This window comes from Jeotgalicoccus halotolerans, from assembly GCF_003387165.1.
In the GTDB taxonomy this organism is placed as follows: domain Bacteria; phylum Bacillota; class Bacilli; order Staphylococcales; family Salinicoccaceae; genus Jeotgalicoccus; species Jeotgalicoccus halotolerans.
In genome coordinates this window covers 129977-142503 of sequence record NZ_QUMW01000011.1, presented here as the reverse complement: position 1 = coordinate 142503, position 12527 = coordinate 129977, and the positions used below count along the sequence as shown (strand labels likewise).

10 protein-coding genes, 1 tRNA gene and 2 pseudogenes are annotated in these 12527 nt (G+C 36.2%); all 13 read left to right on the top strand.

Going from position 1 to position 12527, the window contains the following annotated elements; genetic code table 11:
- The first annotated feature begins 1 nt into the window (after position 1).
- The 13 genes and pseudogenes from DFR63_RS06900 (at position 2) to DFR63_RS06835 (ending at position 12494) form a co-directional block, all read left to right on the top strand.
- Positions 2–73 (top strand) — tRNA-Val (locus tag DFR63_RS06900).
- A gap of 118 nt (positions 74–191) precedes the next feature.
- On the top strand, positions 192–914 hold the full coding sequence (locus tag DFR63_RS06895) for an ABC transporter ATP-binding protein (protein ID WP_115885205.1): 723 nt from the start codon (positions 192–194) through the stop codon (positions 912–914).
- Positions 911–1987, top strand: a complete 1077-nt coding sequence (locus tag DFR63_RS06890; RefSeq protein WP_115885204.1) for an ABC transporter permease — start codon at positions 911–913, stop codon at positions 1985–1987. Before DFR63_RS06895 ends, DFR63_RS06890 begins: the two co-directional genes overlap by 4 nt.
- Positions 1988–2093: 106 nt before the next feature.
- Positions 2094–2558, top strand: a complete 465-nt coding sequence (locus DFR63_RS06885; RefSeq protein ID WP_162842303.1) for a GNAT family N-acetyltransferase — start codon at positions 2094–2096, stop codon at positions 2556–2558.
- 137 nt (positions 2559–2695) lie between these two features.
- A pseudogene (locus DFR63_RS12075) lies at positions 2696–2881 on the top strand (PucR family transcriptional regulator ligand-binding domain-containing protein); the annotation flags it as partial.
- A gap of 169 nt (positions 2882–3050) precedes the next feature.
- On the top strand, positions 3051–4073 hold the full coding sequence (locus DFR63_RS06875; RefSeq protein ID WP_245954157.1) for a TRAP transporter substrate-binding protein: 1023 nt from the start codon (positions 3051–3053) through the stop codon (positions 4071–4073).
- A 27-nt stretch (positions 4074–4100) separates the two neighbouring features.
- Positions 4101–4568 carry a TRAP transporter small permease gene (locus DFR63_RS06870; protein WP_245954156.1) on the top strand — a complete coding sequence of 156 codons (468 nt, stop codon included), beginning with the start codon at positions 4101–4103 and terminating at the stop codon, positions 4566–4568.
- Between the two features lie 21 nt (positions 4569–4589).
- Positions 4590–5861 carry a TRAP transporter large permease gene (locus DFR63_RS06865; RefSeq protein ID WP_115885201.1) on the top strand — a complete coding sequence of 424 codons (1272 nt, stop codon included), beginning with the start codon at positions 4590–4592 and terminating at the stop codon, positions 5859–5861.
- Between the two features lie 349 nt (positions 5862–6210).
- Positions 6211–6432, top strand: a pseudogene (locus tag DFR63_RS06855) (transposase); the annotation flags it as partial.
- 109 nt (positions 6433–6541) lie between these two features.
- Positions 6542–9421, top strand: a complete 2880-nt coding sequence (locus tag DFR63_RS06850) for a DEAD/DEAH box helicase (RefSeq protein ID WP_115885199.1) — start codon at positions 6542–6544, stop codon at positions 9419–9421.
- A gap of 180 nt (positions 9422–9601) precedes the next feature.
- Complete coding sequence (locus DFR63_RS06845; RefSeq protein WP_162842302.1) at positions 9602–10585, top strand: LacI family DNA-binding transcriptional regulator; 984 nt, start codon at positions 9602–9604, stop codon at positions 10583–10585.
- Positions 10586–10639: 54 nt separating this feature from the next.
- The gene (locus tag DFR63_RS06840) at positions 10640–12076 is read left to right on the top strand and encodes an aldehyde dehydrogenase family protein (RefSeq protein WP_115885197.1); all 1437 of its coding nucleotides are present in this window, start codon (positions 10640–10642) and stop codon (positions 12074–12076) included.
- Positions 12069–12494, top strand: coding sequence for a hypothetical protein (locus tag DFR63_RS06835; protein WP_115885196.1), 426 nt, complete (start codon positions 12069–12071; stop codon positions 12492–12494). Before DFR63_RS06840 ends, DFR63_RS06835 begins: the two co-directional genes overlap by 8 nt.
- Positions 12495–12527: the final 33 nt, after the last annotated feature.

The window sequence follows — 12527 nt, the reverse complement described above, 5'->3', positions numbered from 1 at the left end:
CGATTCCGTAGCTCAGCGGGAGAGCGCTTCGTTGACATCGAAGAGGTCGGTGGTTCGATCCCACTCGGAATCATTAGTTAAAAACTGCCTGATGAATTTTCATCAGGCAGTTTTTATTTTGTAAAAATGATATGCTTAGAAAAAATGGTATTTGCAAGTAAAAAATGAGTGCGTAAAGGTCGTGGTGGGGAATGACTGAAATTATTGCTTCGCTGAGAGAAGCGGAGAAAAAATTTTTCTTTAAGCAGGTGCTGACTGATATTAATTTAACTGTAAACAGGGGAGAAATAGTCGGACTGATCGGGCCGGAGGAGTCTGGAAAGACAACATGTCTCCGCTGCCTGATCGGCATGGAAGATTTAACCGGCGGAGAAGCGCATGTTTTAAATAAAAAAATGCCGAAGCTGAGTGTGCTGAACAGAATCGGCTATATGAGCCAGGAAACAGCACTGTACGAAACGCTGACAGCTTATGAGAATATGGTATTTTTCGGCAAACTTAAAAACTTAAAAGGACGGAACTTAAAAGATGAGATAGATAAAAAACTCAGGCTGGTGGAATTGCAGGATGCGGGGCATAAAGCAGTGTCAAAGTTTTCAAACAGCATGAAGCGGAGACTGTCTCTGGCGATTACACTGCTCGGAGAACCGCCGTTTATCGTGCTGGATGAGCCGACGGCCGGTATTGATCCGAAGTCAAGAATATGGGTATGGAATCAGCTGAGAACATTTGCGGATGCGGGTACAGGAATTATTGTAGCGACTCAGATGATGAGTGAAGCGGAGCAGTGTGACACTGCAGCGCTGCTTATGGACGGTAAGATATTCGCACAGGGCAAACCAAAAAAACTGATGGATGAGTTTAATGCCTCTACAATCGAAGAAGTATTCATCAATAAGGAGGCGGTTATATGAATGGTATCAAAGCGATCATCGAAAGATTATACAAAAGCATGCTGAAAAATGTAAAAATACCGGTTCTGATGATACTCGTGCCGCTTGCTGTGCTGACATTGATGTATCTGGTTTTCGATGTGAATAATAACACAAGTATACGGCTAGGTGTGCCGGATACAACGAATACCACCTTTATTGAAGGAATGCCGGATAATGTGGAGGTCATCACATATGAACTGGCGCCGGTGCTGGAAACTCTCCTTGATGCGGACGATCTGGATGCATTTGTCACTATAGCTGATAAGTCCTTGAATATAACTTATAAAAATGAAGACCCGTCAAAAACGCCCGCTGTGCAGCGGGCAGTGGAAAAAGGGGTTCAGGCGATAGAAAATGAAAGGCTGGAAAGAGTAATTTCAGCCCTGCCGGAAGAAGCTGTGCTGTCGGAAATGGAGATTGAAACATCTTATTTGTACGGGCATTCAGAGAGCACGTTTTTTGAAAAAATGTTTCCAATTCTGACGGGGCTGCTGATATTTTTCTTTGCATTGTTATTTACATCGATTATGCTGTTCCGGGAACGGACAGCGGGAACTGCAGAACGGATACTGTCGACATCAGTCAGGCGCAGCGGAATTATTCTGGGATACTTAACCGGCTTCGGTCTGTTTATGACACTGCAGACTGCAATCATCGTACTGTATTCAATCTATCTGCTGGATATGAATGTTACAGGCAGCCTGGCCTTTGTTTTTGTTATTAATATATTGCTGGCATTGAGTGCAGCGGCTGCAGGTATATTTGTTTCGATGCTGGCGAATACCGAGTTTCAGCTGATGATAATTATTCTGCTGATAACTGTGCCGCAGATATTTTTATCGGGTTTGATTCCTTTCGTTCATATAGGAGACTGGTTTAACGGCATCGGCTACGGATTTCCATTAAGATATGCGGGAGAAGCACTGACTGAAGTAATAATCAAAGGGAACGGCTGGCCGTATATATGGAATGAACTGCTGGCCCTGATGCTGTTCATCACCGGCTTTACTGTACTGGCGATTTTAAAAATGAAGAAATACCGGAGAACTTAGACTTTCCACACTATGCTGTGTGTAAAGATATCGATAAGGCAGCAGACTTGTGGACGAGTAAATGAAAATTAACTGTAAGTGAAGCGGTGGAATAGGGGATGGGATGATGGTTGAATTTGTAAAAATCAATGAAGATAACTACGAAACGGTGCTGAGACTGAAAGTGACAGACGAGCAGAACGAAGGCAAGTTTATCGCGCCAAATGTGAGATCGATTGCGGACGCATATCTGTACAGGGAAGCGGGAGACGTGTTCCCGTATGCGGTGCAGGATGGGGATAAGGTAGTTGGATTTATACTTCTGGATGAAGACGAGGAAGAAAAAGAATTAATGATTTGGCGGATGATGGTGGATAAGGACTATCAGGGCCAAGGATACGGCAGAGCGATTGTGGAGAAAGTGATGGAGATGTTTGAAAGTGATGACAGGTTTGATGTTCTCATTGCAGATTATGTGAAAGGCAATGATGTGATGGGAAAACTGCTCAGGTCATTGGGGTTTGAAGAGCAGGAGTTTGATGAAGAGAATAATGAGCATGTGATGAAGTTTGGAAAGACGGATGCTGAATAGTGTCTGTTTTTTAGTTTTTTCCTATATAAATTTTAGTACAATATTCAAAATTTTAATGAAGGTTAATAATAAAATAGGGGGGATTTTATGACAAAAGAAGAGGCATTGGTTGAGTTGTATGGACTACTGGTCATAAAGGGTTAAGCCGGATTGTAAAACATATTACAATTATCGAAGTACCCGAAGTTGCTAAGTGGCTAAAAGGTAATGAATTATTGCTGACAACCTTATATAGTGTCAGGAATGATGAGGAAGGTAAATTCAACTTAAATTTAGCCTTAGAAATTTTAAAAATGAAAAATTTTAATGAATACAATGATTAAGTATATGAGGAGAGAAAATTAGTGATAAGGACAATTTTCTCTCCTTTATTTTATATAAATTAATAGTAAAATATTCAGAAGATTAATGTAACATAATAAGTATATCTGTAGTACTCTATGAAATAATAAATATAAGGGCTTACATAATTAGTGTTAAGGGGGAAAAACATTGAATCATATAAAAATGTTTTGTGTAATTTTTGCAGGAACTGTTTTTTTATCAGCCTGCGGTGGGAAGGCAGAAAATAATAATGAACAGGAAGTTACTATAACTTTCAGCCACAATCAATCAGTAGCAAGTACCGAACACTTAGGCGCCGAAAAGTTCAAGGAAGTAATTGAAGAAAAATCAGAAGGCAAAGTAAAAGTAGATCTATACCCCTCATCACAGCTTGGAGCACTGAGGGAACAGGTAGAATCTGCACAAATTGGTGAAATTGATATTACAATGCAGCCGGCAGCAGTCATTACACCATTTGAAGAAGATGTAAAAATCATTGATTTACCATACCTCTGGCCGACTGAAGCAGAAAAAATGTATCAGGTACTAGATAGTGAAGCGGGACAAGAAATATTAAATTCAGTAGAAGATGCAGGACTGAAAGGTCTAGGTTTTTGGCCCGGAGGATATAAAATAATGACTACCAGCAATACTTTGATTAAAAATCCTGAAGACATTGAAGGTTTAACGATGAGAATTATGGAATCGCCGGTGCTCGTCGATCAGTTTAAACACTGGGGAGGAAATGCTATTCCAGTGGCGTATTCAGAAGTATATAATGCGCTGCAGTTAGGAATTGTAGATGGTCAGGAAAACCCTATTCAAACAGTATATATGAATAAGTATTACGAAGTTCAAAACAATATTATAGAAAGTTATCACGGTTCAATGACATATATGCTGATTGCAAATCAGGAGTGGTATGAAGCACTTAACCCTGAAACTCAAGAAATGATAAAACATGCCGAACAAGAGGCGAGAAAAGCTTCACGGGATGCATTGGCTGAAGTAGAAGATGACTATAGGCAGGAAATCAAAAACTCGGCAGAAAATTATTATCAGTTCACTGATGAAGACATAGCGGAATTTAGAAGTGTTACTGAGCCTTTATGGGAAGAAGTTTACAATACACCGAAACAACAGAAAATATTAAACAATGTAAGAGCTGAAATTGAAAAAATAGAAAATTAATTTACCAGAATAGGAGGGTGAAGTCATTTGAAAACATTAGTTAAAGCAGAAAATTATTTTGTTGGAATAATGATTATTTTAGCGACATTATTACTGTTTGCAAATATTATACTGAGATACTTTTTTAATGCCAATACGACATGGGCGGAGGAGTTTGTCAGATACTCGATGATTTGGATCACATTTATCGGAATGGCGATTTGTTTTAAGAAAGGAATTCATTTCAGTGTAGATATCTTAATAAAAAGTCTGCCTGATAAAGGTAGTCGATTACTGCAAATAATAATCAACATCATATCCATTATTTTTATGCTGCTGCTGATATATTACGGAATGGAGATTACAATATTTAATTTTCACAGCGGTCAAATCACACCTTCACTTGAAATAGGCATATTTTGGGTGTATTTAGCAATACCAGTAGGCGCTGCACTGTCTTTACTGCACTTAATTCTTAACACAATAGAAATAACTAAACACGGACATAATGAATAACTAAGTAAAAGGGGACTGGCTATGATAACACTGTTGATTATATTGCTATTAGTTTTTCTCATCATAAGTGTGCCAATTTATTTATCGATAGGTTTGGCATCCTTTATATCGGTTTTAGTATTCAGTGATATTATACCGATGGTATTAATTCAAAGAATGTTTTCGGGACTGGATGCGTTCTCTTTAATGGCTTTGCCATTTTTTGTATTGGCAGCCAATGTCATGGATGGCGGAGGCTTATCGAGGAGGATTTTAGATTTTTCAAGAGCACTGGTAGGACATTTAGCGGGTGGTATAGCGCTGACAACACAAGTTGCAAGTATGTTCTTCGGAGCTTTATCAGGATCCAGTCCTGCTACAGTGATTGCGATAGGTAAAATTATGTATCCGGAACTTATAAAGGGTGGATATAATAAATCATTTTCCGGTGGGCTGCTAGCTTCATCGGGAGCAGTTTCACTTGTGATTCCGCCCAGTATAACGTTAATTATATTTGCTGCTGTTACCGGAGTGTCAGTGAGCAGCTTATTCATAGCAGGAATTACTGCCGGGATTGTTCTGGGTATTTCCTCCATAGTTTATATATACATCTATGCGAAAAAGCATAGCATTCCAAAAAATAAAAGAGCGTCTGGCAAAGAACTGACAAGCAGTTTTGGTAAAGCATTTTGGTCACTTCTAGTACCTGTAATAATTCTTGGCGGTATATACACAGGAATATTCAGCCCGACAGAAGCAGCTGTAGTTTCAGCAGTGTACGCCTTTATTATCGGATTTTTTGTTTATAAAGAATTGAGTTTGAAGAATACATTTAAAATTGCTGTTGATTCTGCGATTACTTCAGCACAGATTTTAGTACTGGTAGCTTCAGCTAAGCTATTCGGCTGGGTATTAACCAGAGAACAAATTCCACAGCAAGTATCGAGTTTTATGATTGAGAATGTCACCTCGGTTATACTCTTCCTGCTGATTTTAAATATCATACTATTAATTATGGGAATGTTTATGGAAGGAATTGCAGCAATTACAGTTACGGCGCCATTAATTTTTCCGGCAGCGACAGCGATGGGCATCGATCCGGTTCATCTGGGAATCATAATGGTGACGAATCTTGCAATAGGTATGTACACGCCGCCATTTGGTATGAACATATTCATTGCACAGACTATTACTAAGTTGGAGATGAAGGAGATGCTGCCTGGGATATCGAAGTTCTTAGTATTTAATATAGCGGGTCTCTTATTAATTACGTACATTCCTGAGATTTCTTTATTCTTACTCAGGTTCATGTAACGTCTGGTGTGGGGGAAGCATTGAGGATCAGAAGTCGAAGGGATACAAGGGGATTGTATATCAATAAAAAAGTGTGGCAATCAGTAATCGCTTCCTGGGAGTTTAGGGATAATCAATTGTCTAACCTTAAGCTGCATCGGATTAGTTTGCAGGGAAATAAGAAAAGCTATAACAGAGGCTGGCCTGTGAAGACTGAAAATGGACTAGGTAAGATTGAGTTAAATTAAATATATGAAATTTGAAAATTTTAACGGATGAACCGGGAATGCATATTATTTCTCAGGTTCATTTTTATTTATTCTTCTTAGATAAAGATACGATTTATCTTATTTTATTTATCTAATTATATCCTGGGACACCGTCTCAACGGGGGCTGAATGAACATTCCAATGGATTGCTCAGGAGAGATGGACTGCCCAAAAACATGGATTTCAACACGGTCGACCAAACTTTTATCTCATCTGTTGCCGCAAGAAGAAACCACATACCGAGAAAATCATTGAACTATCGTACGCCGTTGGAAGTCTTTTTGAGTTACATGGGTGATAAGCAACTGTCTAGCTTATTTTGACAAACGAAATATAGAAATAACTAGGTTTATCCTATCTACCTCTTAGTCTTTCTTTCTCTGTTTACCTTCCATATAATAAAAGTAATATCTACAGATCAAGAGGGATGTTATGGAGTCAAGAAAAGCAAACTTATTAAACGCTTATGAACGTGGTTTTATTGACCGCTTTACAACGAAAACTTCTCATTATCCACCAGAATTAATTATAAATTCTAAGAAAGAGAATGTATTGTCACCTATGCTCGATGCATTGGAGTCTTGTGAGTCCTTCGTGATATCAGTGGCTTTCATTACTGAAGGTGGAATCGCATCTCTTAAAACGGTGTTATATGAGCTTAACAAACGTGGTATACGTGGAAAGATTATCACATCTACATATTTAAATTTTAATAAACCAAAAGTTTTCAAAGAGCTACTGAAGATACCAAATTTAGATGTACATATTACTGATCAATCAGGCTTCCATGCCAAAGGTTACGTATTCGATAAAAAAGATTATTCTATTATGTTCATTGGTAGTTCTAATTTGACTGATGCCGCGTTAAAGAAGAACTATGAATATAATTTAAAATTGACTTCGCTAGATAATGGTGAGGTTATTCAGTATTTTAAATCACAGTTTGATGATTTATGGAATAATTCAACATTATTAACACAACAATGGATTAGAAAATATGATGAAATATATGCAGATACTAAACATGATGATAAGGTACTACAGCTAATAGAAACTAAAAAACCTTATCGTTATGACAACATTGATCCAAAAGAAATCACCCCGAATTTAATGCAAGAGGAAGCATTAGATTCTTTGAAAAACCTACGTTTAACTGGAGAGAGAAAAGGATTAGTTGTTTCAGCGACTGGTACTGGTAAGACTTATTTATCTGCATTTGATGTAAAGAATGTAAATCCAGAACGCGTGCTGTTTATAGCACATAGAGAGCAAATTTTATTGAAATCATTGAACGATTATAGAGATTTGCTTGGAGGAGATCCAAATGATTACGGCATTTATAGCGGCTCTAAAAAAGATATTAATGCTAAGTATATGTTTGCAACGGTTCAAACATTTTCAAAAGAAAGTCATTTAGAACAATTTCCTAAAGATGCTTTTGATTATATTGTAATAGATGAAGCCCACCGAAGCAGTGCTAGTTCATATACTAAAATTATTAATTATTTTGAACCTGAGTTTTTATTAGGGATGACAGCGACTCCTGAACGTACAGATAATAATGAAATCTTTGGTTTATTTGATTTCAATATTGCTTATGAGATACGACTACAAAAAGCATTAGAAGCAGAAATATTATCACCATTTCATTATTTTGGTGTGACGGATTATGTTGTAAATGGGGAAACTATTAACGACACAAGTTCTTTGAGCGATTTACTAGATCAAGATAGAATTCAACATATTATCGATAAATTATATTATTACTCTCACGCAGGCGAAAAAGTACGTGGTTTAATGTTTGTTTCTAATAGAGAGGAAGCACATAGACTCTCCGAATTACTGAATCAAAGAAATTATAAAACAAAAGCACTGACAGGGATGAATTCTCAAGAAGAACGTCAGGAAGCGGTTAAATTACTCGAAAGTAATAAGTTAGACTATCTAATTACTGTAGATATTTTTAATGAAGGTGTTGATATACCTTCAATAAACCAAGTTGTAATGTTAAGACAAACAGAATCAAGTATTATTTTTGTCCAACAATTAGGTCGGGGTCTAAGGAAGCATGAGGATAAAGAATTTCTTACAGTGATTGATTTTATCGGTAACTATAAAAATAACTATTTAATTCCTGTGGCTTTAACTGGAGATAAATCTTTTAATAAAGATAAATTACGAAAAGATGTAGTTGATAGAAGTTTAATTACTGGTGAATCGACGATTAACTTTGAGAGAATTGCACAGGATAGAATTTTTAAATCTATTTCAAAAGCTACTTTGGATTCAATGGCGAACTTAAAACGGATGTATCACTATACAAAAAATAAGCTAGGGCATATTCCGACTTTAGTTGACCTGCAAATAGATCAAGACTCAATGAATCCAATGCTAGTTTTAAATAAGTTTGATCACTATATTGAATTTTTATCTAAGATAAAAGAAGAAACAGAGCCGTTAACGAATGGGCAAGATCGTATCCTAACTTTCCTATCTAAGGAAATAGTTGATGGGAAGCGTGTGACCGAAGTGTTGTTACTTCAGCAACTTTTCAAAGGACCTGTAAATAAAGCAAAATTCCAGTGGGATATGAATGAGAAAAAATATTATATGTCTGATGAAACGATGAAATCAATCATAAGAATGTTTACCTTAGAATTTTATACAATGCAGAAAACTGAGAAATATAAATATCCTCTTATAGAAATTAGAGGTGAAAATATTTATCTGACGAAAGAGTTTAGGACTTCACTGAAAGATGAATATTTTAAAAAACAGGTAGAAGATTTAATTGACCTAGCTTTATTAAACGCTAAAGAATATGATCAATCTACTCAATTAACAATTAATGAGAAGTATAGTAGGGCAGATGTATGTAGACTGTTGAATTGGGAGAAGGATGAGACTAGCACGATATATGGTTATAAAAATAAACATAATACAACGCCAATATTTGTGAATTATAATAAAAGTGATGATATTGATGAATCAGTCCGTTATGATGATAGATTTTTAGATTCACATATATTTCAATGGTATACGAGAAAAGGAACGGATTTAAACTCGAAGATTAATAGAGAAATTATTGAAGACTACAAAAACGAGGACACGGCTATACATCTGTTTATAAAGCGAGATGATGACGAAGGTGTCTATCATTATTATATGGGCGAAGTAGATATCGATTTAAAATCGGCAGAGAATGCCTCGATTGGATTAACGGATGATCAACATAAAGTGGCTAAGATGAATTTTATAATGAAACATCCGGTGGATTATAATATGTATCGATTTATAGATGGAGAGAAATAAAGAAATATAGTTATGATTGATAATGAACAAAATAAAATGGAAAAAATATAAGAGAGATTATACATAGTTATTCAAAAGGCTACTAAATTAGTAGTCTTTTTTACAATGCTATTGACACAATTATCAGATAATGATTTAATACTATTTGTAAGCGTTTTACATAAATTTACGAGGTGGGACATGGTTTCTTCAAAAGACGTTGCGAAAAAGGCAGGGGTTTCCCAGTCGACTGTTTCAAGAGTTATCAATAATCCTGAGTCTGTTTCTAAAGTGAAAAGAGACAAGGTCGAAAGGGTTATGAAAGATCTGAATTATATTCCGAATTCTGTTGCTAGATCGTTAATCAGTAATAAAACAAATCAAATTTCTTTAATTTCCGGAACTTTAAATAATCCGTTTTTTGTAGAGGCTACAAGAACGATAGTGAATGCAGCATATAAAAAAGGGTTTACTGTGAATGTGTTTTTCGAAGAGGATGTCAGCAGAGAAAACTTATACAAAACGGTATTCAGCCAGAAATCAGAGGGAATTATTTTATCGTCAATGTATTATGAGAGTCAGTATTTTGATGAGCTGCTGAAACTGGGTATTCCTTATATAATGTTCAACAGAAAACACAAAAATGGCGGGAATTTTGTAGAAATTGATAACTATCAGGCTGGCTATCTTGGAGCTCAGTATCTAGCTTCGAAGGGCCATACAAATATTCATTTCTTCTCAGGTGAACTTGAAAAATCTACTTTTTTAAACAGGTATAAAGGTTTCTGTGAAGCACTGGATGAATTAAATATTAAATACAGTGATTCAAATATATCTATTACAAAACAGAAACCGAAGCTGATTGAGCAGGAGCTCAACAAAGTTCTGTCATTCAAGAATAAACCGACTGCTTTATTCGCAGCGACGGATATGATTGCTTTAACATTAATCGATTGCCTGCAAAAAATGGATTACAGAATACCTGAAGATATAGCAATTATAGGAATTGATAATACGGAAACATTGAGGCATAGTTCTTTAAATCTTACATCTATAGGTCCGGTGGAAGGTGAACACTTAAGCTCAATAGCTGTAGAACAATTATTCAAAATGATTGAAGAAGGAGAACAGAACGAGTTTCAAAGAACGATACCTTGTAAGTTATATGAACGCGGCACTGTTTAACTTCATTTTTGAATACGTATTCAAAAATGAAGTGCTAAATAAAGGGGTGGGAAAATGGAAATTACAAAGGTTATAGAAAATGAGATTAAGAAAGCTTCAAAATATAATTTGAATACGTACCCATATAAATATATTGGTTCTCTGGAAAATTTAACTATTTATGATTTTGATGAGCCGGCTCTAGCTGATGTAGTTAAAACAGCACAGGAAAAATATTTAGAGTATAGAAAAACAACGCTCTACCAAAGAACAGAAATTCTTTTAAATACAACAAAATTGATGGAAGAACATAAAGAAACAATCGCTGAAATTATCAGTTATGAAGCCAAAAAGCCGGTAAAGTTTGCTATGCAGGAAGTTGAAAGATCGATTCAGACATTAAAGCTTTCCGGCATTGAAGCATCAAAATTAGAAGGGGAATATATTAATTTAGATGTAGCAGCAAATGGCGGGGGAAGAAATGCTTTTACAAAGTATGAATCACTTGGTGTGGTATATGCAATGACTCCGTTTAATTTTCCATTAAATCTCGTCATTCATAAAGTAGGACCAGCATTAGCTGTTGGTAATTCAGTTATAGTAAAACCTTCAGAGAAAACACCTTTTTCTACTTATTTTTTAAAGTATTTACTTGAGCAGTCAGGTCTGCCGGAAGGGGTAATGCAGGTTGTTACCGGTGATGGTGAAAAAGTCTCGGATGCTTTACTTTCACATGATGAAATCAAAAAACTATCGTTTACAGGCAGTGTCAGAGTAGGTGAAATTCTTAAAAACAAAATAGGCCTGAGAAAACTAACGTTGGAACTTGGCAGCACTTCACCACTATATATTTCAAAAAATGTGAAAAAGGAAAATATCAAAGACATTGCAGAGCAAGTAGTTAACGGTGCTTTTGCATATAACGGACAAGCCTGTATAAGCACGCAGAAGGTGTTCATTGACGATGAAGTTTTTGAAAGCGTTATCGAGGAAATCGTGAAGAAAACAAAACAGCTTCAATACGGACCTTTGAACGATCACACAACAGATTACTCAGATTTGATAGATAGTCAGTCCCAGCAAAGAATAATTGAGTGGATTAAAGAAGCAGAACAAGGCGGTGCAGAAATACTGACTGGCGGAGAGATATATAAAGGTTCAGTAAAACCAACAGTTATTACAGGGACAACTGAAGACATGAAAATATGCAGGCAGGAAATCTTTGGACCGGTTGTGGTCATTGAGAACTTAAAAGGAAGAAATATTACAGAGATATTAAATGACAGTTCTTTTGGACTGAATGCAGGTGTCTTCACTTCAGACTTCGAAGAAGCATTGCAGCTTTCGAATGACCTTGATTACGGGCAGGTACTGATTAATGACGTCCCGACAGTGCGCTTCGATCACATGCCTTATAACGGCAGACGTCATTCAGGTTATGGAACAGAAGGGATAAAATATGCCATTAAAGAAATGTCACAGCTGAAGATGGTGAGTTTGAAATATGTCTAATGCACAATTTAACTTGCCGGTACTGATTTCTGAGTGGCAGGTAAAATATAAACCTCTGCCTCTGATGAGAAAAAAAGGACTAACGCACTTTTTAGCAACAAATCTTATTGAAACATCGACTTCATTCAGCGATGAGAGTTTAAAAGACTTCAAAACTGAAAAGTATGACATTACTCTTCCGGTCAGCCTGGATTATGATGTTGATCAATACGGAGAGAAGATGCTGAAGAACTATTATATACATCAAAAGAAGAGTTGGAGCTTTCCGGAGATAAAGAAAATTACAGAATATACTGTTTACCTGCCATATGCGATTGAAGAAGTGGGGAATAAAATATTTTTAGTTGAAGAATCGACAGGAATGAAGAAAAAGATATCCAAAAAGAACAAAATATATGGACTTTTACAAAGGGGATAAATGCATATGACTTTTCTATATATAATTTTGGCA

Bases quoted from the DNA above. Each gene is read 5' to 3' on its own strand.
- DFR63_RS06895 (WP_115885205.1), top strand. From the start codon at position 192: ATGACTGAAATTATTGCTTCGCTGAGAGAAGCGGAGAAAAAATTTTTC.
- DFR63_RS06890 (WP_115885204.1), top strand. From the start codon at position 911: ATGAATGGTATCAAAGCGATCATCGAAAGATTATACAAAAGCATGCTG.
- DFR63_RS06885 (WP_162842303.1), top strand. From the start codon at position 2,094: ATGGTTGAATTTGTAAAAATCAATGAAGATAACTACGAAACGGTGCTG.
- DFR63_RS06865 (WP_115885201.1), top strand. From the start codon at position 4,590: ATGATAACACTGTTGATTATATTGCTATTAGTTTTTCTCATCATAAGT.
- DFR63_RS06850 (WP_115885199.1), top strand. From the start codon at position 6,542: ATGGAGTCAAGAAAAGCAAACTTATTAAACGCTTATGAACGTGGTTTT.
- DFR63_RS06845 (WP_162842302.1), top strand. From the start codon at position 9,602: ATGGTTTCTTCAAAAGACGTTGCGAAAAAGGCAGGGGTTTCCCAGTCG.
- DFR63_RS06840 (WP_115885197.1), top strand. From the start codon at position 10,640: ATGGAAATTACAAAGGTTATAGAAAATGAGATTAAGAAAGCTTCAAAA.
- DFR63_RS06835 (WP_115885196.1), top strand. From the start codon at position 12,069: ATGTCTAATGCACAATTTAACTTGCCGGTACTGATTTCTGAGTGGCAG.